General features: G+C 72.1%; 20 protein-coding genes. 12 read left to right on the plus strand and 8 right to left on the minus strand.

What is annotated here, in order from left to right:
* Window positions 1-37 precede the first annotated feature (37 nt).
* The 10 genes from nuoE (at window position 38) to nuoN (ending at window position 13,248) form a co-directional block, all read left to right on the plus strand.
* Window positions 38-847: an NADH-quinone oxidoreductase subunit NuoE gene (gene nuoE / locus DEH69_RS30000; protein WP_113690202.1), complete on the plus strand. Its 810-nt coding sequence runs from the start codon at window positions 38-40 to the stop codon at window positions 845-847.
* Window positions 847-2,202, plus strand: coding sequence for an NADH-quinone oxidoreductase subunit NuoF (gene nuoF / locus DEH69_RS30005; RefSeq protein WP_113690150.1), 1,356 nt, complete (start codon window positions 847-849; stop codon window positions 2,200-2,202). Before nuoE ends, nuoF begins: the two co-directional genes overlap by 1 nt.
* Window positions 2,199-4,721: an NADH-quinone oxidoreductase subunit G gene (locus DEH69_RS30010; protein WP_113690151.1), complete on the plus strand. Its 2,523-nt coding sequence runs from the start codon at window positions 2,199-2,201 to the stop codon at window positions 4,719-4,721. Before nuoF ends, DEH69_RS30010 begins: the two co-directional genes overlap by 4 nt.
* Window positions 4,721-6,100 (plus strand): NADH-quinone oxidoreductase subunit NuoH, encoded by a 1,380-nt coding sequence (gene nuoH, locus DEH69_RS30015; protein WP_113690152.1) that lies wholly within the window; start codon window positions 4,721-4,723, stop codon window positions 6,098-6,100. Before DEH69_RS30010 ends, nuoH begins: the two co-directional genes overlap by 1 nt.
* Window positions 6,093-6,719, plus strand: a complete 627-nt coding sequence (gene nuoI, locus DEH69_RS30020; RefSeq protein ID WP_113690153.1) for an NADH-quinone oxidoreductase subunit NuoI — start codon at window positions 6,093-6,095, stop codon at window positions 6,717-6,719. Before nuoH ends, nuoI begins: the two co-directional genes overlap by 8 nt.
* Window positions 6,716-7,684 carry an NADH-quinone oxidoreductase subunit J gene (locus tag DEH69_RS30025; protein ID WP_113690154.1) on the plus strand — a complete coding sequence of 323 codons (969 nt, stop codon included), beginning with the start codon at window positions 6,716-6,718 and terminating at the stop codon, window positions 7,682-7,684. Before nuoI ends, DEH69_RS30025 begins: the two co-directional genes overlap by 4 nt.
* On the plus strand, window positions 7,681-7,980 hold the full coding sequence (nuoK, locus tag DEH69_RS30030; protein WP_113690155.1) for an NADH-quinone oxidoreductase subunit NuoK: 300 nt from the start codon (window positions 7,681-7,683) through the stop codon (window positions 7,978-7,980). The genes DEH69_RS30025 and nuoK overlap by 4 nt, the downstream gene beginning before the upstream one ends.
* A 13-nt stretch (window positions 7,981-7,993) precedes the next feature.
* The gene (gene nuoL, locus DEH69_RS30035) at window positions 7,994-9,889 is read left to right on the plus strand and encodes an NADH-quinone oxidoreductase subunit L (RefSeq protein WP_113690156.1); all 1,896 of its coding nucleotides are present in this window, start codon (window positions 7,994-7,996) and stop codon (window positions 9,887-9,889) included.
* 10 nt (window positions 9,890-9,899) lie between these two features.
* A complete protein-coding gene (locus DEH69_RS30040) occupies window positions 9,900-11,552 on the plus strand; it encodes an NADH-quinone oxidoreductase subunit M (RefSeq protein WP_113690157.1) in 1,653 nt (550 codons plus the stop codon).
* An 88-nt stretch (window positions 11,553-11,640) separates the two neighbouring features.
* Entirely contained in the window at window positions 11,641-13,248 is a 1,608-nt protein-coding gene (nuoN, locus tag DEH69_RS30045; RefSeq protein WP_258535067.1) for an NADH-quinone oxidoreductase subunit NuoN, read from the plus strand.
* A gap of 102 nt (window positions 13,249-13,350) precedes the next feature.
* On the opposite strand, the gene DEH69_RS30050 is transcribed toward nuoN, so the two are convergent.
* Window positions 13,351-13,863 (minus strand): hypothetical protein, encoded by a 513-nt coding sequence (locus DEH69_RS30050; protein WP_113690159.1) that lies wholly within the window; start codon window positions 13,861-13,863, stop codon window positions 13,351-13,353.
* Window positions 13,864-14,083: 220 nt separating this feature from the next.
* Entirely contained in the window at window positions 14,084-15,313 is a 1,230-nt protein-coding gene (gene fahA, locus DEH69_RS30055) for a fumarylacetoacetase (protein ID WP_113690160.1), read from the minus strand.
* 137 nt (window positions 15,314-15,450) lie between these two features.
* Here fahA and DEH69_RS30060 point away from each other — a divergent pair, with 137 nt between their 5' ends.
* Entirely contained in the window at window positions 15,451-16,461 is a 1,011-nt protein-coding gene (locus DEH69_RS30060) for a polyprenyl synthetase family protein (protein WP_113690161.1), read from the plus strand.
* 174 nt (window positions 16,462-16,635) lie between these two features.
* On the plus strand, window positions 16,636-17,544 hold the full coding sequence (locus DEH69_RS30065; RefSeq protein WP_147255920.1) for a sigma-E factor regulatory protein RseB domain-containing protein: 909 nt from the start codon (window positions 16,636-16,638) through the stop codon (window positions 17,542-17,544).
* Window positions 17,545-17,626: 82 nt separating this feature from the next.
* Here the strand turns inward: DEH69_RS30065 and DEH69_RS30070 are convergent, their stop codons facing one another.
* The 6 genes from DEH69_RS30070 to DEH69_RS30095 form a co-directional block, all read right to left on the minus strand.
* The gene (locus DEH69_RS30070; protein ID WP_181727671.1) at window positions 17,627-18,490 is read right to left on the minus strand and encodes a trypsin-like serine protease; all 864 of its coding nucleotides are present in this window, start codon (window positions 18,488-18,490) and stop codon (window positions 17,627-17,629) included.
* Window positions 18,491-18,872: 382 nt separating this feature from the next.
* A complete protein-coding gene (locus tag DEH69_RS30075) occupies window positions 18,873-19,706 on the minus strand; it encodes a 5'-3' exonuclease H3TH domain-containing protein (RefSeq protein WP_113690164.1) in 834 nt (277 codons plus the stop codon).
* Complete coding sequence (locus DEH69_RS30080; protein WP_113690165.1) at window positions 19,703-21,100, minus strand: glycosyltransferase family 4 protein; 1,398 nt, start codon at window positions 21,098-21,100, stop codon at window positions 19,703-19,705. The genes DEH69_RS30075 and DEH69_RS30080 overlap by 4 nt, the downstream gene beginning before the upstream one ends.
* A gap of 17 nt (window positions 21,101-21,117) precedes the next feature.
* Window positions 21,118-21,921, minus strand: a complete 804-nt coding sequence (locus tag DEH69_RS30085; protein WP_113690166.1) for a reverse transcriptase domain-containing protein — start codon at window positions 21,919-21,921, stop codon at window positions 21,118-21,120.
* The gene (locus DEH69_RS30090; protein ID WP_258535068.1) at window positions 21,918-23,036 is read right to left on the minus strand and encodes a glycosyltransferase family 4 protein; all 1,119 of its coding nucleotides are present in this window, start codon (window positions 23,034-23,036) and stop codon (window positions 21,918-21,920) included. The genes DEH69_RS30085 and DEH69_RS30090 overlap by 4 nt, the downstream gene beginning before the upstream one ends.
* Entirely contained in the window at window positions 23,027-23,662 is a 636-nt protein-coding gene (locus DEH69_RS30095) for a formylglycine-generating enzyme family protein (protein WP_258535069.1), read from the minus strand. Before DEH69_RS30095 ends, DEH69_RS30090 begins: the two co-directional genes overlap by 10 nt.
* Window positions 23,663-23,714 lie beyond the last annotated feature (52 nt).

Consider the following 23,714-nt stretch of genomic DNA (forward strand, 5'->3'; position numbering starts at 1 on the left):
ACCGGCCCCCGCACCCGGCCGCGACATCCAGCTCGGCATGCCGCAGATGCCCGCGCCCGACTACCCGGCCGACGTGCGGGCCCGGCTCGAGGCGGACGCGGCCGAGGTCGTGGCCCGCTACCCCGACAGCCGCTCCGCGCTGCTGCCGCTGCTGCACCTCGTGCAGTCGGAGGAGGGCCATGTCACCCGCACCGGCGTGCAGTTCTGCGCCGACGTGCTCGGGCTGACCAGCGCCGAGGTGACCGCGGTCGCGACGTTCTACTCGATGTACCGGCGCAAGCCGTCGGGCGACTACCAGGTCGGCGTCTGCACCAACACCCTGTGCGCGGTGCTCGGCGGCGACGCCATCTTCGACGCGCTCAAGGAACACCTCGGCGTCGGCAACGGGGAGACCACCGCCGACGGCAAGGTCACCCTCGAACACATCGAGTGCAACGCCGCGTGCGACTTCGCGCCGGTCGTCATGGTCAACTGGGAGTTCTTCGACAACCAGACCGTCGAGTCCGCCAAGCGCCTCGTCGACGAGCTGCGCGCGGGCGCCCAGGTCACGCCCACCCGAGGCGCCCCGCTGTGCGACTTCAAGGCCACCGCCCGCGTGCTCGCCGGATTCCGCGACGAGCGCCCAGGCGCCACCGAGGCCGGAGGCAGCGCGGGGCCCGCCTCGCTGGCCGGGCTCCGCCTCGCCAAGGGTGAGACGGGCCCCGCCACCGTCGTCGCCCCGCGCAATCCCGACATCCCGCAGGACCGGCCTCCCACGACCCACGAGAGCCGCCACGACGCCCCGCAGCCGAGCTCGGCCTCCGACCCGCACCACCCCGCGGGGCCGGTGACCGAGGAGGGTGAGTGATGAACACATCCGTTGACGAGACGAGCCCCGAGAAGCTTCTGACGCCGGTGCTCTCGGCGTTCTGGGACCAGGACAGGTCCTGGACGCTCGACGTGTACCGGGCGAACGGCGGCTATCGCGCCCTCGGCAAGGCCCTGGCCATGCCGCCCGACGACGTGATCGCCTACGTCAAGGACTCGGGCCTGCGCGGCCGGGGCGGCGCGGGCTTCCCCACCGGCATGAAGTGGCAGTTCATCCCGCAGGGCGACAACAAGCCGCACTACCTGGTGGTCAACGCCGACGAGTCCGAGCCCGGCACCTGCAAGGACATCCCGCTGCTGCTGGCGAACCCGCACTCCCTCGTCGAGGGCATCGTGATCGCCTGCCACGCCATCCGCTCCCACCACGCCTTCATCTATCTGCGCGGCGAGGTCGTCCCCGTCCTGCGCCGCCTGCACGCCGCGGTCGCCGAGGCGTATGCCGCCGGATACCTCGGCAAGGGCGCGCTCGGCGAGGGCGGCGACCTCGACATCACCGTCCACGCGGGCGCGGGCGCCTACATCTGCGGCGAGGAGACCGCGCTGCTCGACTCCCTCGAAGGGCGGCGCGGCCAGCCGAGGCTGCGGCCCCCCTTCCCCGCGGTCGCCGGTCTCTACGCGTGCCCCACCGTGGTGAACAACGTCGAGTCCATCGCCTCGGTTCCCGCGATCATCGACCGCGGCAAGGAGTGGTTCCGCTCGATGGGGAGCGAGAAGTCCCCTGGCTTCACGCTGTACTCGCTCTCAGGACACGTCGCCCGCCCGGGCCAGTACGAGGCGCCGCTCGGCATCACGCTGCGCGAGCTGCTCCAGATGAGCGGCGGCATCCGCCCTGGCCACACCCTCAAGTTCTGGACGCCGGGCGGCTCGTCGACGCCGATGTTCACCGCCGAGCACCTGGACGTTCCCCTCGACTACGAGGGCGTGATGGGCGCCGGGTCCATGCTCGGCACCAAGGCGCTCCAGTGCTTCGACGAGACCACGTGCGTGGTGCGCGCGGTCACGCGGTGGACGGAGTTCTACGCGCACGAGTCCTGCGGCAAGTGCACCCCGTGCCGCGAGGGCACCTACTGGCTCGTCCAGCTGCTGCGCGACATCGAGGCGGGCAAGGGCCTGCTCAGCGACATCGACAAGCTCGCCGACATCGCGGACAACATCAACGGCAAGTCGTTCTGCGCCCTCGGCGACGGCGCGGCGAGTCCCATCTTCTCCTCGCTGAAGTACTTCCGCGACGAGTACGAGCGGCACGTCACCCAGGGCGGCTGCCCGTTCGACCCCGCCAAGTCCACCGCCTGGGCGGACAACGGCACCGGAGCTCACCAGGAGGTGAACGCATGACGGCCAAGGACGCCGGGGACCTGGTGACGCTGACCATCGACGGCATCGAGGTCTCGGTGCCCAAGGGCACCCTGGTCATCCGTGCCGCCGAGCAGCTGGGCATCGAGATCCCGCGGTTCTGCGACCACCCGCTGCTCGACCCCGCGGGCGCCTGTCGGCAGTGCATCGTGGAGGTCGAGGGCCAGCGCAAGCCCATGGCCTCCTGCACCATCACCTGCACCGACGGCATGGTCGTCAAGACGCAGCTCAGCTCGCCCGTCGCCGAGAAGGCGCAGCGCGGCGTGATGGAGCTGCTGCTGATCAACCACCCGCTCGACTGCCCGGTGTGCGACAAGGGCGGCGAGTGCCCCTTGCAGAACCAGGCGATGAGCACGGGCGACGCCGAGTCCAGGTTCGACGGCGTGAAGCGCACATTCGACAAGCCCGTGCCGATCTCCACCCAGGTGCTGCTCGACCGCGAGCGCTGCGTGCTGTGCGCGCGCTGCACCCGCTTCTCGAACCAGATCGCGGGCGACCCCATGATCGAGCTGCTGGAGCGCGGCGCGCTCCAGCAGGTGGGCACGGGCGAGGGCGACCCGTTCGAGTCGTACTTCTCGGGCAACACCATCCAGATCTGCCCCGTGGGCGCCCTGACCTCGGCCGCCTACCGCTTCCGCTCACGCCCGTTCGACCTGGTGTCGTCGCCGAGCGTGTGCGAGCACTGCGCGGGCGGCTGCGCCACCCGCACCGACCACAGGCGCGGCAAGGTCATGCGGCGCATGGCGGCCAACGACCCCCAGGTGAACGAAGAGTGGATCTGCGACAAGGGCCGCTTCGCGTTCCGTTACGCCCAGCAGCCCGACCGCCTCACCTCTCCGCTCGTGCGGGACGAGGCCACCGGCGAGCTGGTCCCGGCCAGCTGGCCCGAGGCGTTGCGGATCGCCGCCGCTGGCCTGGCGGGGGTCGCCGACCGCGACGCCGCCGTGCTCACCGGAGGGCGGCTGACCGTCGAGGACGCCTACGCCTACGCCAAGTTCGCGCGCGTCGCCCTCGGCACCAACGACATCGACTTCCGCGCTCGGCGGCACAGCGCCGAGGAGGCGGCGTTCCTGGCCTCCCGCGTCGCCGGGCACGGCGTCGACCTCGACGGCAACGGCACCACGCACGCCGCCCTCGAGACCGCGCCCGCCGTGCTGCTGGTCGGCTTCGAGTCCGAGGAGGAGGCCCCCGGCGTCTTCCTGCGGCTGCGCAAGGGCCACCGCAAGCACGGCACCCGCGTCTTCTCCGTCGCCACCCACATCACGCGCGGTCTCGCCAAGACCGGTGGCACGCTGCTGCCCGCCGCCCCGGGCACCGAGCCCGCGTGGCTCAACGCCCTGGCCGATGGCGGCTCTTCGGGCGACGGGCCCGGCGTCGGCCTCGGCGAGCACGGCCGCGCCGCCGCCGATGCGCTGCGCGCCGATGGCGCGCTCATCGTCGTCGGCGAGCGGCTCGCGGGCGTGCCGGGGGCCTACACCGCGGCGGTCGCCGCCGCGGCGGCCACCGGGGCCGCCCTCGTGTGGATCCCGCGGCGCTCCGGCGAGCGCGGCGCGATCGAGGCGGGGGCGCTGCCCGGGCTGCTGCCGGGCGGGCGCCCCGAGTCCTCGCGCCAGGCGCGCCAGGAGGTCGCGAACGCCTGGGGCCTCGGCGCGCTGCCCGAGCGGCCCGCGCGGGACACCGGAGGGATCGTGGAGGCCGCCGCGGCGGGCGAGGTGGGCGCCCTGCTGGTCGCGGGCGTGGACATCGACGACCTGCCGGACCCGGCGCTCGCCGCCGCCGCGCTCGACAAGGTCGCCGAGACCGGCTTCCTGGTCAGCCTGGAGCTGCGGCCCACCGAGGTCACCCGGCGCGCCCATGTGGTGCTGCCGGTCGCCGCGGTCGTCGAGAGGGGCGGCACGTTCCTCAACTGGGAGGGCCGCGCCCGCCCGTTCGACCCCGCGATCAGGCCCGACCAGATGACCCGCCGCCTGGTGCAGACCGACGCGCGGGCCCTGCACATGCTGGCCGACGCCATGGATGTGCACCTGGGCCTGCCCGATCTGCGCACGATCAGGCGGGAGTTGCAGTCGCTCGCCGAGTGGCGCGGCGACCTGCCGCTCGGGCCCACCGGCACCCCGGCCGAGCTGCCGAGCCCCACCGAGGGCGAGGCCGTCCTCGCGGGCCACCGGCTGCTGCTCGACCGCGGCTCCCTCCAGGACGGCGACGAGGCCCTTGCGGGCACCCGGCACGCCGCCGTGGCCAGGCTCTCGCCCGCCACGGCGCGCGAGGCCGGGGTCAAGGACGGCGACCGCGTCGCCGTGACGGGCCCCGCGGGATCCGTCGCCCTGCCGCTCGCGGTCACCGAGGAGATGCCCGACCGCGTCGTGTGGATCCCGCTCAACTCCGTGGGCGGCGGCGCCCAGCGCGACCTCGGCACCCTGCCTGGCAGCGTCGTCCGCGTCGCCCCCGAGACGGCCGCCACCGCGGCGAAGGCCGAGAAGTCCGAGGAGGTGAACGCGTGATGCGCCTCGCCCAGGAACCGGATCTCTCGATGTTCGGGAACGACCCGTTCTGGCTGATCCTGCTCAAGGCGGTCTTCTGCTTCGCGTTCCTGCTGATCACCGTGCTCATCTGCATCGTGATGGAACGCAAGGTGCTCGGCTGGATGCAGCTGCGCATCGGGCCCAACCGGCACGGCCCCTGGGGCATGCTCCAGTCGCTCGCCGACGGCGTGAAGCTGATGCTCAAGGAGGACGTGGTCGTCAAGGGCGCCGACAAGGCGCTCTACATCCTGGCGCCCATGCTGGCCTCGGTCCCCGCGCTGATGGCCATCGCGGTCATCCCGTTCGGGCCCAAGGACGACCCGGTCAGCATCTTCGGCACCCAGACCGTCCTCCAGCTCACCGACCTCCCCGTGGCGATGCTCTACGTGCTGGCCACCGCGGCCATCGCCGTCTACGGAACGGTCCTCGCGGGCTGGTCGTCCGGCTCGACCTACCCGCTGCTCGGCGGCGTGCGGGCCACGGCGCAGATCATCTCCTACGAGGTCGCGATGGGCCTGTCCTTCGCGGCCGTCTTCCTCTACTCCGGATCGATGTCCACATCGGCCATCGTCGAGGCGCAGGACGACCGGTGGTTCATGATCCTGCTGCCGGTGTCGTTCCTCATCTACATGGTGGCGATGATCGGCGAGGCGCACCGCCCGCCGTTCGACATGCCGGAGTCCGAGGGCGACCTGGTCGGCGGGTATCTCACCGAGTACTCGTCGATCAAGTTCGCCTTCTTCATGATGTCCGAGTACATCCACACGGTCACCGTCTCGGCCCTCATGGTCACCCTCTTCCTCGGCGGCTGGCGGGCGCCCGCGCCGCTGAGCTACTGGGAGGGCGCGAACAGCGGCTGGTGGCCGATGCTCTGGTTCACCCTCAAGCTCGTCGCGGTCATCTTCTTCTTCGTGTGGGTGCGCGCTTCGCTGCCCCGCGTCCGCTACGACCAGTTCATGGTGCTCGGCTGGAAGGTCCTCATCCCCGTCGCGCTGGTATGGCTCATGCTGGTCGCCGCCGTGCGCGCGATGGAGAACGAGGGCTACGAGTTCCGCGACATCGTGATGTGGGTGCTCGGCGGCGCGCTGGCGCTGCTGCTGATCTCCTTCGTGGTCGACATCTTCCGCGACCGCTCCGAACAGCGCCGCGAGGAGGCCGAGGCCAAGGAGGCCGAGGCGCCCTTCGACCCGCTCGCGGGCGGCTACCCCGTCCCGCCGCTGCCGGGCCAGACCCTGCCGCCGGTGCCGCGCCGGCCCTCGCGGGCCGACCGGGCCGACCGGGCCACGGCGTCGGTCGCCGCCGACACCCCAGGACCAAGCGAGGCAAGTCCCGAAGGAAGGGAGGGCGACGATGCCTGAGTTCCGCAATCCCGTGGCCGGCTTCGGCGTGACCTTCAAGGCCATGTTCAAGAAGCGGCTCACGGAGCAGTACCCGGAGGAGAAGAAGCCGACGGCGCCCCGCTTCCACGGGCGCCACCAGCTCAACCGCCACCCGGACGGCCTGGAGAAGTGCATCGGCTGCGAGCTGTGCGCCTGGGCCTGCCCCGCCGACGCGATCTATGTCGAGGGCGCGGACAACACCGAGGAGGAGCGCTACTCCCCCGGCGAGCGCTACGGCCGCGTCTACCAGATCAACTACCTGCGCTGCATCCTGTGCGGCCTGTGCGTCGAGGCGTGCCCCACCAGGGCGTTGACCATGACGAACGAGTACGAGCTGGCCGACCGCACCCGCGCCTCCCTCATCTACACCAAGGAGGAGCTGCTGGTCGGCCTCTCCGACGGCATGGTCGACTCGCCGCACGCCATGTACCCCGGCACGGACGAGCAGTCCTACTACCGGGGCGAGGTCCGCGGCGCCGCCCCCGGCACCGTCAGGCAGCGCGTCACCGGCGGGCAGGCGGCCGACGACGCCGACGACGCCGACGACGCGGTGCTCGCCGCCACCCGGCTGCACGACCCCTCGGGGGGTCAGGCATGAGCGGCACCCTGGCGGCGCTCGCCGCCGAGACCTCCACCTCGCAGGGCGAGGCCGTGCAGTTCTGGCTGCTCGGCCCGCTCGCGCTGGCCGGGGGCCTCGGCACCGTGCTGATGCGGCGCGCGGTGCACTCCGCGCTCTGCCTGGCCGGGACGATGGTGATCCTGGCCCTGTTCTACCTGGCCAACGGCGCGTACTTCCTCGGCATGGTGCAGATCGTCGTCTACACCGGCGCCGTGATGATGCTCTTCCTGTTTGTGCTGATGCTCGTCGGCGTCAGCGCCACGGACTCGCTCAAGGAGACGCTCACGGGCCAGCGCTGGCTGGCCGCGCTGTGCGGGCTCGGCCTCGGCATCCTGCTGATCGCCGGGATCGGGCAGGTCTCGGTTGGCTCGTTCACCGGCCTCTCCCAGGCGAACTCCGAGGGCAACGTCCAGGGCCTCGCCTCGCTGCTGTTCACGCGCTACGTCGTGGCGTTCGAGGTCACCGGCATCCTGCTGACCATCGCGGCCGTCGGCGCCACCCTGCTGACGCACCGCGAGCGCATCGAGCGCATCAAGACGCAGCGCGAGCAGGCCGAGGAGCGCGTGCGCGGCGGCGAGCAGCTGCCGCCGCTGCCAGCGCCCGGCGTCTACGCCCGCAACAACGCCGTCGACCTGCCTGGCCTGCTGCCCGACGGCACCCCGTCCGAGCTGACGGTCAACGCCACGCTGCGCGGGCGCGGCCAGGTCCGCGAGGTGCACCACGAGTCGGTGCCCGCGGTCAGGGCCCTGGAGTCCCGCGTCGCGCGCTACCACGGGCAGTCCTACGTGGACGAGCGGAAGCCACCGGGGGGCGCGAACGGCGGCACCCGCGCCGCCGTCAACGGCACCACCACCGTCGCAGGCACCGTCGCCACCGCCGCCGATGACCACGCTGGCCACGGCGAAGGCCGCGATGGCGACGAGGCAGGGAAGGACCGTCCGTGAGCCCCGAGAACTACCTCTACCTCGCCGCGCTGCTCTTCACCCTCGGCGCCTGCGGGGTGCTGCTGCGGCGCAACGCGATCGTCGTCTTCATGTGCGTCGAGCTGATGCTGAACGCCGCCAACCTGGCGCTGGTCACGTTCTCCCGGATGCACGGCAACCTGGACGGCCAGATCATGGCGTTCTTCGTGATGGTCGTCGCCGCGGCCGAGGTCGTGGTCGGGCTCGCCATCATCGTCACCGTCTACCGCTCCCGCCACTCGGCCTCGGTCGACGACGCCAGCCTGATGAAGCTGTAAGGGGACGAAACCAGTGGAGTCATTGATCGGACTGCTCATCGGCGCGCCGCTCATCGGCGCGGCCGTGCTGCTGGTGGGCGGGCGGCGGCTCGACCGCGTGGGGCACTGGGTCGCGACACTGCTCGCCGCCGTGTCCTTCGTGCTCGCCGTGGTGCTCTTCCTCGACCTGCTGGGCGAGGAGAGCGAGGCGCGCACGCTGCACCAGCACCTGTTCACGTGGGTGCCGGTCGCCGACTTCCGGGCGGACGTGGCGTTCCAGCTCGACCAGCTGTCGATGACCTTTGTGCTGCTGATCACGAGCGTGGGCACGCTGATCCACCTCTACTCGATCGGCTACATGGAGCACGACGAGCGGCGGCGGCGCTTCTTCGCCTATCTCAACCTCTTCCTCGGGGCGATGCTGCTGCTCGTCCTCGCGGACAACTACCTGCTGCTGTACGTCGGCTGGGAGGGCGTGGGCCTCGCGTCGTTCCTGCTGATCGGCTTCTGGCAGCACAAGCCGAGCGCGGCGACGGCGGCCAAGAAGGCGTTCATCGTCAACAGGGTCGGCGACGTCGGCCTGTCCATCGCGATCCTGCTGATGTTCACGACGTTCGGCACGTTCGCCTTCGAGCCCGTTCTTGAGAACGCCTCGGGCGCGAGCGAGGCCACGCTGACCGGCATCGGGCTGATGCTGCTGCTCGCCGCGTGCGGCAAGTCGGCGCAGGTGCCGCTCCAGTCCTGGCTCGGCGACGCCATGGAGGGCCCGACCCCGGTCTCCGCGCTGATCCACGCGGCCACCATGGTGACCGCGGGCGTGTACCTGATCACCCGCTCGGGCGCGGTCTTCGACGCGGCGCCCGACGCGCAGACGGTGGTCGTGGTGGTCGGCGCGGTGACGCTGCTGTTCGGCGCGATCGTCGGGTGCGCGAAGGACGACATCAAGAAGGCGCTGGCCGGTTCGACGATGTCGCAGATCGGCTACATGACGCTGGCCGCCGGGCTCGGCCCGATCGGCTATGTCTTCGCGATCATGCACCTGGTCACCCACGGCTTCTTCAAGGCGGGCCTCTTCCTCGGCGCGGGCTCGGTCATGCACGGCATGAACGACGAGGTGGACATGCGGCGTTACGGCGGGCTGCGGAAGCACATGCCGATCACGTTCGCGACGTTCGGGCTCGCCTATCTGGCCATCATCGGCTTCCCCTACCTGTCCGGCTTCTTCTCCAAGGACGAGATCATCTACGCCGGGTTCAGCAAGGGCGGCACCGAGGGCTGGATCCTGGGCGGTGTCATGCTGCTTGGCGCGGCGCTGACCGCGTACTACATGACCCGGATCATGCTGCTGACGTTCTTCGGCGAGAAGCGCTGGCAGCCCGACGCGAGCGGGCACGAGCCGCACCCGCACGAGTCACCGCTGACGATGACCATCCCCATGATCATCCTGGCGTTCGGCTCGGTCGGCGCGGGCTTCTTCTTCGACCTGAACGAGAACTTCGCGCACTGGCTCGAGCCCGTCACGGGCCTTGAGCACGGCGACTCCCCGGTCGCCCACGGCACGGTCGGCATCGCCGCCACCGCCGTGATGGTGCTCGGCGTGGCCGGGGCCTGGTGGCAGTACGGCCGCCGCCCGGTGCCCGCGGTGGCGCCACAGGGCCGCTTCCTCACCAGGGCCGCGCGGCGCGACCTGCTCCAGGACGACTTCAACCACGCCGCGTTCGTCCGCCCGGGCAACTACCTGACCCGCGGCCTTGTCTACCTCGACCACAAGCTGGTGGACGGGGTCGTCAACGGCACGGCCGCGGCCTTCGGCGGGGCGTCGGGGCGGCTGCGCCGGGTGCAGAACGGCTTCGCCCGCTCCTACGCGGTGTCCATGTTCGGTGGCGCGGCCCTGCTCGTCGCCGCGACCCTGCTGATGCGGGCGGTCTAAGGAGTCTGCCATGTCATTTCCCTTGCTGACGGCCACGGCCCTCACCCCCGCCATCGGCGCGATCGTCACCGCGGCCGTGCCCTCCGCGCGGCGCACCGCGGCCAAGTGGATCGCGCTGGCGTTCTCGCTCGTCACGGTCGGCTTCGCGGCCGCGATCGTGCTGCGCTTCGACACGGGCGCGGGCGCCGACCGGTACCAGCTCACCGAATCCCGCAGCTGGATCGAGGACTTCGGGGTCAGGTACGAGCTGGGCGTGGACGGCATCGGCGTGGCGATGATCGCGCTCACGGCGGTGCTGATCCCCTTCCTCATCGGCGCGGGCTGGAACGACGCCGACCCTCCCTCCTTGCCCGCCAACGGGCAGGAGGGGCCCAGGGAGGACGAGGGCGACGCCCCCGTGTCGCGGCGCTGGCGCCCGACCCAGGGCTTCTTCGCGCTGATCCTGGCCGTCGAGGCGATGGTGGTGCTGTCGTTCGCCGCGACGGACATCTTCCTCTTCTACATCTTCTTCGAAGCCATGCTGATCCCGATGTACTTCCTCATCGGCGGCTTCGGGGACCGGGCGGGGGAGCAGGGCGAGGAGGGCCAGGCGCGGCAACGGTCGTACGCCGCCGTCAAGTTCCTGCTCTACAACCTGGTCGGCGGCCTGGTGATGCTGGCCGCGGTCATCGGCCTCTATGTCGCCACGGCCGACCAGCTGGAGGTCGGGACGTTCTCGCTCCAGGCGATCCTTGAGGCGCGCGGCTCGGGCGAGCTCGACCTGGCGACCTCGACCGAACGCTGGCTGTTCCTCGGCTTCTTCGTGGCGTTCGCCATCAAGGCCCCGCTGTGGCCCGTCCACACGTGGCTGCCCAACGCGATGGGCGAGTCGACCGCGCCGGTGGCCGTGCTGATCACCGCGGTGGTCGACAAGGTCGGTACCTTCGCCATGCTCCGCTTCTGCCTCGGCCTCTTTCCCGAGGCCAGCGAGTGGGCGACGCCCGTGGTGATCACGCTCGCGCTGGTCAGCATCATCTACGGCGCGCTGCTCGCGCTCGGCCAGCGCGACATGAAGCGGCTCATCGCCTACGCGTCGATCAGCCACTTCGGCTTCATCGTGCTTGGCATCTTCGCGATGACCAGCCAGGGCCAGGGCGGCGCGACGCTCTACATGATCAACCACGGCATCGCGACGGCCGCGCTCATGCTGGTCGCGGGCTTCCTGATCTCGCGCCGCGGCTCGCGCCTCATCGCGGACTACGGCGGCGTGCAGAAGACGGCGCCCGTGCTGGCAGGAACGTTCCTCATCGGCGGCCTCGGCACCCTGTCGCTGCCCGGCACCGGGCCCTTCATCTCCGAGTTCCTCGTGCTGGTCGGCACGTTCAGCCGGTACGAGGCGGCCGGGATCATCGCGTGCGCGGGCATCGTGCTCGCGGCGCTCTATGTCCTGGTGCTCTACCAGCGGACGATGACGGGCCCCGTGAAGCCGGGCCTGGAGAAGCTTCCCGACCTGCGGGTGCGGGAGCTGGCCGTGGTGGCGCCGCTGATCGCGCTGCTGATCTTCCTCGGCGTCTACCCCCGGCCGCTGACCGACATCGTCAACCCGGCGGTGGAGCACACCCTGTCGGACGTCGACCAGACGGATCCGGCGCCACACCTGGAAGAAGTGGAGGCTGGGCAGTGAGCGACGCACGTGCGGCCGCCCAGCGGCAGGTGTCGGCGATGGCCGCGCCCTGCCGCACGGGCGGAGAAGCAAACGAAGGAGCGGCACTGTGAATCCCGGGGAGCTTCAGGCTCCGGTCATCGAGTGGGCCGCGCTCTCGCCGAGCCTCATCGTGTTCGGCGCGGCCATCATCGGGGTGCTGATCGAGGCGTTCGCGCCGCGCTCCGTGCGGTACACCGCCGAGGTGGCCCTCGGCGCGCTCGCGCTCGTGGGCGCGTTCGCCGCCGTGGTGGTGCTCGCGTCCGACGGGTACGCCACGAGCGAGGCGCAGGTCGCGGGCATGGGGTCGCTGGCCGTCGACGGCCCGGCGCTCTTCCTCCAGGGCGTGATCCTGCTGGTCGGCCTGGTCGGCGTGTTCCTGTTCGCCGAGCGCCGCCTCGAACCCGCCGCGCACGGCGCCGCGGTGGACTCGTTCGCCGCGCAGCCCGCGGCCGTGCCGGGCGGGCCCGCCGAGCGCGAGGCCGTCAAGGCGAGGCACACCACGACGGAGATCTTCCCGCTGCTGCTCTTCGCCGTCGGCGGCATGCTGCTCTTCCCGATGGCCAACGACCTGCTGGTGCTGTTCATCGCGCTCGAGGTCCTGTCGCTGCCGCTCTACCTGTTGTGCGCGCTGGCCCGCCGCAGGCGGCTGCTGTCGCAGGAGGCCGCACTCAAGTACTTCCTGCTCGGCGCGTTCGCCTCGGCGTTCCTGCTGTTCGGCATCGCGATGCTCTACGGCTACGCGGGCACCGTCACCTACTCGGGGATCGCGGACGTCGTCAGCGGCGACCCCGCGTCGGTCAACCCCGGGCTCGCCGCCACCATGGGCAACGACGCGCTGCTGCTGATCGGCGGCGCGATGATCACGGTGGGCCTGCTGTTCAAGGTGGGCGCGGTGCCGTTCCACATGTGGACCCCCGACGTCTACCAGGGCGCCCCAACGCCGGTGACCGGCTTCATGGCCGCGGCGACCAAGGTGGCGGCGTTCGGCGCGCTGCTGCGGCTGCTGTATGTCGTGCTGCCTGGCCTGCGGTGGGACTGGGAGCCGGTGCTGTGGGGCGTGGCCATCGCCTCGATGGTGGCGGGCGCGGTCATCGCGATCACGCAGACCGATGTGAAGCGGCTGCTCGCGTACTCGTCGATCGCGCACGCGGGCTTCATCCTGGCCGGTGTGGTCGCGGTGACGGAGGACGGCGTGTCATCGGTGCTGTTCTACCTGGCCGCGTACTCGTTCGTGACGCTGGGCGCGTTCGCCGTGGTGACGCTCGTGCGGGACGCCGGGGGCGAGGCCACGCACCTGTCCAAGTGGGCGGGGCTCGGGCGGCGTTCGCCGCTGCTGGCCGCGGTCTTCGCGCTCTTCCTGCTGGCGTTCGCTGGCATTCCGCTGACGTCGGGGTTCTCGGGGAAGTTCGCGGTGTTCAGGGCGGCGGCCGACGCGGGCGCGATGGGCCTGGTGATCGTGGGCGTGCTGGCCTCGGCGGTGGCGGCGTTCTTCTACGTTCGCGTCATCGTGCTGATGTTCTTCAGTGAGCCCAAGGCGGACGGCCCCTCGGTGGTCATCCCGAGCCCGCTGACGATGTCGGTGGTCGCGCTGGCCGCCGCGGTCACGGTCGTGCTGGGCGTCGCGCCGCAGTACTTCCTCGACCTGGCGAGCGACGCGGGGATGTTTGTGCGCTGACGCCGTCGCCCGGGTCGCACTGGCCGCGCGGCGTGCGCAGGCCGAAGGGCCGGACCCTCGGGTCCGGCCCTTCGGCCATGCCTCGTGCCTCCTCGGGCGGGCTCACGCCGACCTCGTGAACTCCTCGCTCGTGCCCGAGCCCCATGTCACCGTGAGCGTCTCCCCGTTGAGGGCCAGGGTTCCCGTGGTCTCGGGGAACGCCTCGTCGCCGTAGACGGAGCAGGTGATGGTGAACGTGTCGCCGCTCAGGGTGCCGTTGCACAGGTCGCCCTCGTAGGCGGTGGTGTCCGTGTAGTTGACGTAGTCGCCGTAGATGTCGAGCGTCGCGTTGTTGCCGTCGGAGGCCGGGGCCTCCCACGAGCCGTCGAAGTCGCCGCCCAAGCCGAAGTCGCTGCCCCCGGTGTCCCCGCCCGAGTCGCCGGACGGCGGCGGCACCTCGATGTCGCCCATTCCCTCGGACTCCTCGGACTCCTCGAGCTCCGGGACGTCGGGCACCTCGAGGTCCTCGATGTCCGGCGCCTGGAACGGGCTGCCTTCCTTGTCGCCGCCACAGCCGCTGAGCAGCAGTACGGCGGCTGTCGCCGCTGGCGCGGCGAGCCGTATGGACCTGCGCATGGTTTCCCCTCGGACGTTGAACTGGTCACGGCAGATTATCCCGAGGGGCTGCGGGGTAGGCAGAAGCGTTACGGCTGTGTGGCATTCGCCACCGGACTGATACGTCTCGTTCCCTTTTCGGGCGCGAATTCCGGCGCCCCTGCCCGTGTCCATGCCCGTGTCCATGCCCGTGTCCATGCCCGTGTCCATGCCCGCGCGCATGCGGGCGCGGAAGAGCGCGTCACGGTGAGGGCGGGGGAGCGGCGGGGGCCACCCTCCCCCTCACCTCGCCCAGGCCCACGCGCGTCCCCGGCTCGCGCCCCGGCGCCCAGGCGGTCAGCTCGACCTCGTCGCCGTCCTCGAGGAACGTCCTGGTGCCGTCCGGCAGTTGAAGGGGGTCACGGCCACCCCACGTCAGCTCAAGCAGCGAGCCGCGCTGCCGTGCCTCGGGGCCGCTGACGGTGCCGGAGGCGTAGAGGTCGCCGGTGCGCAGGGCGGCGCCGTTGACCGTGAGGTGCGCCAACTGCTGGGCGGCCGTCCAGTACATGGCCGCGAACGGGGGCTCGGCGATCAGGTGCCCGTTGAGCCGCACCTCGATCCGCAGGTCGAGCCCGCCCGCGGGGATCCCGCTGCCGGGCCCGTCGTCGAGGTAGGGCAGCAGCGGCGTGTCGCGCGGGGGCGGCGCGACCCTGGCGCCAGCGAGGGCGTCGAGTGGGGTGACCCACGGGGAGAGCGACGTGGCGAAGGACTTGCCGAGGAACGGGCCGAGCGGCACATACTCCCACGCCTGGATGTCGCGCGCGGACCAGTCGTTGAGCAGGCAGACGCCGAAGACGTGGTCGGCGAACGCCCCTTGGGGCACGGGCTGGCCGAGCGGCGAAGGGGTGCCGACGACGAACGCCACCTCCGCCTCGATGTCCAGGCGCCGCGAGGGCCCGAACCCCGGCGCCTCGCCCGGCGCCGAGGGGCGGCGCTGCCCCCGCGGCCTGACGACCGGGGTGCCTGAGACGACGACAGTCCCCGCCCTGCCGTGGTAACCGATCGGCAGGTGCTTCCAGTTGGGCGGCAGCGGGGGCGTGTCGGGCCGGAAGATGCGGCCCACGGTGGCGGCGTGGTGCTCGCTCGCGTAGAAGTCGACGTAGTCGGCCACCGTGAACGGCAGGTGCGGCACCGTCGCGTCGAGCGGCACGAGCAGCGGCTCGGCGACCGCGCGGTGCGCGGGGTCGGTGAGCCACGAGCGCACCTCGGCGCGCACGGCCCGCCACACCGGGCGCCCCGCGGCGAGCAGCGGGTCGAGCCCCGGCGCGGTCAGCAGCGCGGCGTGCGGGGAGCCGAGCTCGACGGCGGCGGCCCCGACGTCGAGGACACGATCCCGGTATCGCACCCCGAGCCGCCGCCCCGCGGGGTCATCGGGCGTGCTGAAGACGCCGTAGGGCAGGTTGTCGACACCGAACAGGCTCCCATCGGACATGCCCTCACCTTAGGGCGACTTAGAGCGACGTCGGGGCGCCGCCCGCGTTCGCTTGTGGGGGACGGCCCTTCGGGTGTGATCCACTTCTGACCGGATACGCTGCCGGGGACAACGCACGTGAGACAGGGAGAACGCTCGTGACCGTCGTGGGGCCCTTCGGGGTGAGCGTGCGGGACCCGGCCCTGGAAGCCGATGTCCAGGCCAGCCTCTCGGCCGTGGAGGCAGGGCTGGCGGAGGCCACCAAGAGCGACGTTCCCTTCATAACGGAGACGGCCCAGCATCTGGCGCGGGCCGGGGGGAAGCGGTTCAGGCCGCTGTTGCTGCTGCTGGCCGCGCAGTTCGGCGACCCGCACGCCCCCGGCGTGGTGCCTTCGGCTGTGGTGGTGGAGCTGACCCACCTCGCCACGCTGTACCACGACGACATCATGGACGAGGCGGAGATGCGGCGGGGAGTCCCGAGCGCGAACGCCAGGTGGAACAACTCCGTCGCGGTGCTCACCGGCGACTTCCTCTTCTCCCGCGCCTCGACGATAGTGGCCGACCTCGGCCCCGCCGCGGTGCGCATCCAGGCGGAGGCGTTCGAGCGGCTGGTGACCGGTCAGATCCTGGAGACCGCGGGGCCCCGCGAGGGGGAGGACCCCATCGCCCACCACCTGGACGTGATCGCGGGCAAGACGGGCTCGCTCATCGCCGTGTCGGGGCGGATGGGCTCGCTCATGTCCGGCGCCCCCGAGGCAGTGGTGCACGTGCTCGCGCAGTACGGGGAGCGCATCGGGATCGCGTTCCAGCTGGCGGACGACGTGCTCGACATCACGAGCGACGGCGGCGAGTCAGGGAAGACGCCGGGCACCGACCTGCGCGAGGGCGTGGCCACGCTTCCGGTGCTGCGGCTGCGGGAGATGGCCGCGCGGGGCGGCTCTCCCGACGACCTGGCGCTGTGCGAGCTGCTCGACGGCGACCTGACGGACGACGGGCGGCACGCCGAGGCGCTGGCCGCCCTGCGCTCCCACCCGGCCCTGGCGCGGGCGCGGCAGGACGCGCTGTCGTTCGCCGAGCAGGCCAGGCACACGCTGAAGCCGCTGCCCGACTGTGCCGCGAAGGCGGCGCTCGCCGAGCTGTGCGACGCGGTGGCGGACCGCACATCCTGACGAGACGGAGGGTGAACCCTGTCGTTCGACGGGGTACATCCCCTACGGGATGGCGCGGGGGAAGCGCCGTTCGGTCATCCGTTGGTCGTAGAGGCGGTGACTCCCGTGGGCGGATGCCGGAAAGGCCCCGGGCTGATGCAATTGAGGTGCTGAAGCCGAGTGGAGGGGCATTCGATGGCAGGGAACAGCGCAATCCGCAGGGCGGCCGTGCCCGCGGCGGTCGTGGCCGGGATCGCGGCGGTGGGGGCCGGTCTGTGGCCCGCCCTCGCGAGCGACGGGAGTCCGGACCTGCCGGACATCACGGCCGAGGAGCTGCTGGTGCGGGTCGCCGAGTCGGACACGGCCCAGCTGTCCGGCACGGTGCGGGTCGACGCGGATCTGGGGGTGCCCGACCTCGGCGGGATGCTGGATGGCGTGCTGAGCGGGATCGATGGCCCCGCGGGTCGGCTCGCGGGGCTGGCGACCGGGGACAGCACGCTCGAGGTGGCCTTGGACGGGCCCGACCGGCAGCGGGTGGGCCTGGAGAGCGGCGGCGAGGAGTTCAGCGTCATCCGCAACGGTGACGAGCTGTGGGCGTACGACTCCGAGGGTGACACCGCCTACCGCGTGGAGGTGCCCGAGCACGGGGAGTTGTCGGACCTCGGCGCCGAGGGCGGCGAGGGCGGCGAGGGCGGGGAGGACGCCGCGGACGGGCACGCGTGGGCGGGCGGGCTCACCCCGAGGGAGCTGGCCGAGCGGCTGCTGGAGCGGGCGGGCGAGCACGCGGACGTCTCCGTGGACGGCACGGCCCAGGTCGCGGGCCGCGCGGCGTACCAGCTGGTGGTCGTCCCGAAGGACGCGGACGCGCCGCTGAGCGAGGCGCGGATCTCGGTGGACGGCGAGACGGGGCTGCCGCTCGCGCTGACGGCCGAGGGGCCCGAGGGGCGGGTGCTCGACGTGGCGTTCTCGCAGATCGACTACGCGCAGCCGCCGGGCGGGGTCTTCGACTTCACGCCGCCGAGCGGCGCGGAGGTCGTCGAGCTGAACGCCGGTGACCCGCTGGGCGGCCTGCTCCCCGAAGCCCTGCCGGGCCTCGGGCGGTAGGGCCCGGCAGCGCTCGGCGCCGGGCGTGCGGAAGGGCAGGGCCCGTGAAGCGGCGGGCCCTGCCTCGTGCGATGCGAGCGTGTCAGCCGCCGACCGTCTCCTGGATCCAGTCCTGGACGAACGGCACGCCCGCGATGACATCGGAGCCGACCGCGCAGCCGTCGCCGACGCCGCGGCTGACCGTGCCGACCACCTCCCAGCGGTTGTTGTTCCACAGCGGCCCCGGCGAGCCGGAGTCGCCGTTGCACAGGCCGCGTTCGGGCTCGGGGCTCACACACAGGTCGCCCTCGGCGATGTCCCACGCGTCGCCGACCACGCACGACAGCTCGGGGGCGACCTCGGTGTCGAGCTGGCGCAGCCGGGTCGGGATCTCGGGGCCGCCGGTCTGGGTGTAGCCCCAGCCGAGGAGGCGCAGCTTGGTGCCCACGTCGGTCAGCTCGTCGGCGAGCGCGACGGGCGCCTGGCTGACGGGCCGGTCCAGCTTCAGCAGCGCCATGTCGGCGACCTGGAGGGGGTCGCCGGAGAACCACAGCGGGTGGATCACGACCTCGTCGACCAGCGCCTCCTCGCCCCCGCTCATGCGGTCGAAGGAGCCGACGCGCACATCGAACAGGTCCGCGTCCCACACCTCGCCCGTGGAACGGTCGCTGTAGCAGTGCGCGGAGGACAGGACCCACTGCGGGGCGATGAGCGAGCCGCCGCAGCGGTGCCGCATCTCGCCGTTGTCGCGCAGCATGTCGACGGTGACGATGAACGGGTAGGAGCCCGTCGCCTCGTTGCCGCCCACGATGAGCGGGGCCACGGTCTCGCCGCTTTCGTCGGCGTGCGCGGTGCCCCGCACACCGGCGAGCAGGCTGGCCGCGAGCGCCAGGGCCAGCGTGCCCGCCGCGGCGATGCGGCGGCGTATGCCCGACGTCCTCGTGCTCCTCAACGTTCTCTTGCGCATGGAAAGCGTCCTTGTTCTCTTCACAGGCGGGGGCGAAAGCGTTTGCCCCTGGGAAAGAGCGCGCAACGCACGGGAGTTGCTGTCCAACGCAGAGCGACCGAGCTGTTGGTCCGCTATAGCGGACCTGTACGGGCGCCCGTACTTCGGGCCTGCGGCGCAAGAGTGTTGCGCGGTGGGGCAGCTGCGCCGGGACCTGTCTCGAGGTGCCAGGGGAAGCCGGTGGCCAGCGCGTCGTAGATCTCGGCGTGCGTGAAGGCGTGGTCGGGTTGCCGGCGGTTCACTATCTCCAGCAAACATTCGGCCCAGGATCTGTTCCTGCGGTGGCCCAGGGTGCCGTCGGAATCCCACGCCACCACCCCGGCATCGTCGTCCGGGTGGCCGGTCACCACAGGCACAGCTCTTCCAGCAGGGCGGCCGCCGGGAGCAGTCGCCCGGTGGCGCGGCCGGTGAGCAGGTCGTCGGCGATGTCGACCTTGTGGTCGAGCCGGATCATCTCGCGCCAGCGCAGGACCTGTTCCCACTGAGCGGCCCAGGCGGGTTTGAGGTCTTCGGCGGGGATGTCCGGCAGGTGTCGGCCGTCGGCCAGCAGGCGGGCGGCGGTGCGCGGGCCGATGCCGTGGACGCCGGGGATGTTGTCGGCCGGATCCCCGGTCAGGGCCCGGTAGTCGGGCCACTGGACCGCGGTCACCCCCCACTTGGGCGGCAGCTGCGCACCGGTGGTCAGGCGGCGGTCCTCGGCCAGGCCGGTGTTCAGCAGCCGCACCCCGGGGTCGGCCAGCAGCTGGTAGAAGTCGCGGTCCGCACTCATGACGGTGACCTCCCGCCCGCCCGTGCGTGCGGAGGTGGTGAGGGTCGCGATGACATCGTCCCCTTCGCAGCCGGGCTGCTCGATCCAGCCCACCTTCATCGCGTCAAGGCCCCGTTTGATGTCCGCGAGGGACTCGATCAGCCCGGGCTCGGGTGTCGGCCGCTGAGCCTTGTAGCCCTCGTCCTGCTCGGCCCGGGCGCTGCTGCCGTCCTCGGCGTCGAACACCACGAACAGCTCGTGATCCTGGGCATGCTGGGTCTGTGCCTTCCGCAGAAGGGCGCAGACGCCGAACACCCCCGTACGGTCCGTCAGCTTGTCGCGTGAGGTGATTCGGGTCGGGAAGCCGTACCAGGCGCGGTAGAGGAGGTTGTGGCCGTCGACGAGGAGCAGGGGCGCGGTCGGGCTCATGCTGTGGCCTCCGTGGTCTCGGGGGTGTGGTGGGGGGCCTGTGACCGCGGCGGACGGGCATCCGGTGACGGATGGTCGGTGAGTTTAGCGGCGTGCCCGCCGCCGGGGCGGGCGAACCGGCCCAGGAGTGCCGCGAGATGGGCGGTCGCGTCACGCTCGCCCACGACCCGGTGGTACGCGGCGGCGCGCATCCGGGCGTGTTCGGCGTCGGTCAGCGAGAGGGCGCGGTGCAGACCGGCGGTGAGCGCCCCGGGCTTGGTGGGGTGGTAGAGGAGCCCGTTGTGGCCGTCGGTGATCTGTTCGGTGAAGCCGTCGCGGCCTGGTGCCAGGACGACCGGGCCCGCGTCACGGGCCCACAAGGCGGTCTCGAACACGGTGTTGGCGAGGGTCTCGCCGCGGCTGGGGCAGGCCATGACGTGCGTGCCGGGCCAGGAGGCGAGCGCGCGCGGCAGGTCGCGGTCGAACGCGCCGACGATCGTCGCGGACAGGCCCAGCTCACGGCAGCGTGAGCGGTAGGTGCCCAGGAGGGTGGCGCGTTCGTCGTCGGTGGGCACCGCGATGGCGGCCAGGTGCGCGCGGTCGCGCAGCAAGGGGGAAGCGCCGATCGCGTCGATGAGGAGGTCGAGGCCCTTGGTCGGGTCGGTGCGGCCGATGGAGGCGATGATCGGTCGGCTGGTGGGGATGCTGAACCTGGCCAGCGCCTCGGCGGTCTGCGGTGTGGGCATGGGTTGGAGGTCGGCGGCGGGCAGGTGGAGGCCGGAGGGCCAGGGCACCAGTCGGCCGGGATCGAGGCCGTACTCCTGTGTGAGGTGGCGGGCCAGGAAGGTCCCGATGTCGGCCACCCACGCGTGCGGCAGGGCGTTGACGGCGGTGATGGCCCGCTGCTCCCACGCGAGCCTGCCGGGATCCGGGGTGGGGCGTTCGGTGATCCGGGTGGTGGAGAACAGCGCCAGCACCGTTTCGACCCGCTCGTCTCCGGCGGCGGCCGCGGGGACGCCTGCGAACGGGGTGTCCACGGCCACGACGATGACCCGGGGGTGGGTGCGGGCGAGGTCGCTGGCCGCCGTGGCGGCTGCGGTGGACAGGTGCTCGAAGGTCTCCGGGCGCCACAGCGGGCTGTGGGTGTCATGGATGAGGGGGATGACCTGGCCGCCGAGCGGTTCGACGACGGAGCGGGCGTAGGCGAGGTCGGCGGGGTCGTTGTTCCAGGTGGCCGGGCCGGGCTGCGGGACGGCGAGGTAGGGGGTGAAGTCGCCCACGGCGGTGGCCAGCCGGGGGTAGTGGTGTTCGAGGACGGCCAGCAGGGTCTTGGCCTGTCGGCCGATGCCGTTGGTGCAGTTGGTGATGCCGTTGACGGTGCAGTACAGCAGCGCCGGGGTGTCATGGACCGGCATGAGCGGTCTCCCTTCGGTCAGCCAGCGGCGTAGAGGTCTTCGGGATGGGGCTGCCAGACCTTCGACTTGGCCGGGGCCGGACGCATGCCATGGGCCGCGAGCGCGTCGGTCAGCTCGGCGGCGGCGGCCTCGGCTTCGGCTCGGGTGGTGGCGAAGAGGGTGTAGTTGTCGGTCAGCCGCACCACCGCCCGCGTGGAGATCAGCTGGTCGACGGGGGCCATGCGGAGGTTGGTGAGCATGGGGTTCAGGCCGCTGCCGGGCGCGAGCGGGTCGGGCAGGGCGGCAAGGATGCGGCGCAGCAGGCCGAGGAGGGTGCCGTCGTGGACGAAGCGGGCCACTGAGCCGACGGCCTGATCCAGGCCGACGCCCCGGGAGGCGGCGGCGACGTCGACGTCGGCGACCCAGGTCCGTCCAGCGGCCAGGTGGGCGGCGGCAGCGGCGACGGCCAGCGGGCGGCCGGCGCGCCGGTGCCATCCGAACATCCACCGTGGGTAGGCATCGTGTTCCAGGACCGGCTCGACGGCGTTGCGCAGGGCCCGGTGCACGACGCGGTCCTCCACCGTGGGGATCACCACCGTCATCCGCTTGCCCCACGCGTCGAAACACACGGTGCGCACCGGAGCTGGCCGCCACGAGCCGTCGGCCAGCCGCCGCGAGAGGTCGGTGAGTCGGCCGGTCAGATCCTGGCGGTAGGCGCGCCAGGTCATCCCGTCGGCTCCGGGGGAGCCGGTGCGGCCCATGCACTGGCGGGCGGCGCGTTTGAGCGCCGAAGGGTCGGTGACCTGCCGCATCAGAGAGTGCCCGGCCGGACCACCGCTCACCGCCGCACCCCCACCGTTGCGTCGAGGAACGCCTGGGCCACCGCGATGGGGGTGTGCGCGGCGACCTGACCCGGTGCGGCCTGGGAGGCCGCGTGGTAGCCAACCCGGTCGGACAGCAGTTTCCTGAGCGTCTGCCACAGCCGGTGAGGTCCGTCGGCGAGCGGCAGCAGGCGGCCGGCCTGGCCGGTCAGGGCCGGGAGGTGGCCCAGCTCGTATCCGATGACCGGCGTGCCCACCGACAGTGCTTCGGCGGCAACGTTCCCGAACGTCTCGGGGCTGGTGGAAGCGACCGCGGTGACCGCCGCCCGGGCAAGGAACGGCTGGACCCCGTGCCAGGGCAGGGCGGGCAGCAGCCACACCCGCGGCAGGTCGGCGGCCAGCTCCCGGCATGCGTCGAGCACCTGCTCCTGCATGCCGGGCCAGTACTCGAACCCGGCCGGGGCCAGCACGATCTCCACCTCTCGGCCCAGCTCGGCAGGGAGTGCCCTCAGGAGTTCGGCGGTGCCCTTGTGCGGCTCGGCGCGGGCCACGATCCGCACCGGCCCGGCCCGGCGTAGCTCCTCCCGCTCGGCCGGGGACGGTGGGGCAGCGGTGTGAAGCAGGGCGTTGGGCACCACCTGCCACATCGTGGTGTCGAGTCCGGCGTCGGCGGCCTGGTCGAGGAGGAAGTCGCTGACGGTGATCACCGCTGGGTGGTGGGCGAGGCTGGCGTGCATCGGTTCGTCGGTGCGCAGCACGTGCACCATCAGCGCGGTGGCGACGCCGGGCGGAGCGGGAGCGAGATAGCCCAAGCCCCATACGGCGTCGACCCAGCACACCAGGTCCACGCGGTGGGTGGTGAGGAGGTCGTGGAGTTCGCGTTCGACCGGGCCGGTGTCGGTCAGCTGCTTGGTGAGGTCGGCCTCGACCGCGGGGCGAGGCAGGCGGATGCTGGCCAGCCGCACCAGCCCGGGAACGTAGTGGCCGGTGGCCGGTCCCGCGGCCACGATCAGGGTGCGGTGGCCCAGGGCGCGCATGCCTTCGGCGAGGGAGGCGATGGAGCGTTCGATCCCGGCCGGTTCGTCGGTGTTGTAGGTCAGCAGGACGAAGGCGACGGTCAGCGGCTTCACAAGCACCCTTCCATGCGGTCGGAGGCGGACGGGGGTCGGGTGTCGCGGACGATGCGGATCCCGATGCCGGGCGAGACCAGGGTCGGCAGCACGTCGTTCGCGTGCGCGCAGGAGACGTACTGCGGGAGGGAGTTGTAGGAGCCGCCGCGCAGGAGCGCGATGCCGTCCCGGCGGCCGGGGGCGAGGGTCCACTCCCACACGTTGCCGGCCACCCCCCACAGCCCTTGCGGGGTGCGGCCGGCTGGCAGCTGGCGGACGTGGACGGGGTGGCCGGGGCCGAGGTCGCGGAGGTTGGCGTGTGCGGGGGTCGGCTCGTGCTCGCCCCAGGGGAAGCGGCGACGGCCGGCCGAAGCCATCCACTCCCACTCGGCGCTGGTGGGGATCCGGCCGCCCAGCGCGGCTGCCAGCACCGTGGCCTCGGCCAGCGGCAGGCCGGTGATCGGGAGGTGGCCAGCGGACAGCACGGTGTCCGACCACCACAGGCCGGAAACGGTCTGGGCGCGGTGCCACTCCCCCGCTGGCAGGTCCCCGCCGGGCACGTACGCCCACTGCACGGGGTCGGCGGCGGGCGCTAGCCTGGCGTTGTCCCGGGCAGCAGGTACGTTCCCCGGCGGGATGATCGGCCCGCTCACCAGCACACGCGGGCTCGCCGCCGGCGAAAGACGGCCCTGTCCGGGCGCCCGC

This window comes from Streptomyces sp. PT12 (assembly GCF_003311645.1).
In the GTDB taxonomy this organism is placed as follows: Bacteria; Actinomycetota; Actinomycetes; order Streptomycetales; family Streptomycetaceae; genus Streptomyces.

What these genes read in the sequence shown, in the direction of transcription:
- DEH69_RS30040 (WP_113690157.1), top strand. Translation starts at nt 9,900, where the DNA reads ATGTCATTTCCCTTGCTGACGGCCACGGCCCTCACCCCCGCCATCGGC.
- DEH69_RS30080 (WP_113690165.1), bottom strand. Translation starts at nt 21,100, where the DNA reads ATGCCGGTCCATGACACCCCGGCGCTGCTGTACTGCACCGTCAACGGC.
- DEH69_RS30025 (WP_113690154.1), top strand. Translation starts at nt 6,716, where the DNA reads ATGAGCGGCACCCTGGCGGCGCTCGCCGCCGAGACCTCCACCTCGCAG.
- DEH69_RS30075 (WP_113690164.1), bottom strand. Translation starts at nt 19,706, where the DNA reads ATGAGCCCGACCGCGCCCCTGCTCCTCGTCGACGGCCACAACCTCCTC.
- nuoF (WP_113690150.1), top strand. Translation starts at nt 847, where the DNA reads ATGAACACATCCGTTGACGAGACGAGCCCCGAGAAGCTTCTGACGCCG.
- DEH69_RS30065 (WP_147255920.1), top strand. Translation starts at nt 16,636, where the DNA reads ATGGCAGGGAACAGCGCAATCCGCAGGGCGGCCGTGCCCGCGGCGGTC.
- nuoI (WP_113690153.1), top strand. Translation starts at nt 6,093, where the DNA reads ATGCCTGAGTTCCGCAATCCCGTGGCCGGCTTCGGCGTGACCTTCAAG.
- fahA (WP_113690160.1), bottom strand. Translation starts at nt 15,313, where the DNA reads ATGTCCGATGGGAGCCTGTTCGGTGTCGACAACCTGCCCTACGGCGTC.
- DEH69_RS30050 (WP_113690159.1), bottom strand. Translation starts at nt 13,863, where the DNA reads ATGCGCAGGTCCATACGGCTCGCCGCGCCAGCGGCGACAGCCGCCGTA.
- DEH69_RS30070 (WP_181727671.1), bottom strand. Translation starts at nt 18,490, where the DNA reads ATGCGCAAGAGAACGTTGAGGAGCACGAGGACGTCGGGCATACGCCGC.
- nuoH (WP_113690152.1), top strand. Translation starts at nt 4,721, where the DNA reads ATGCGCCTCGCCCAGGAACCGGATCTCTCGATGTTCGGGAACGACCCG.
- nuoE (WP_113690202.1), top strand. Translation starts at nt 38, where the DNA reads ATGCCGCAGATGCCCGCGCCCGACTACCCGGCCGACGTGCGGGCCCGG.
- DEH69_RS30010 (WP_113690151.1), top strand. Translation starts at nt 2,199, where the DNA reads ATGACGGCCAAGGACGCCGGGGACCTGGTGACGCTGACCATCGACGGC.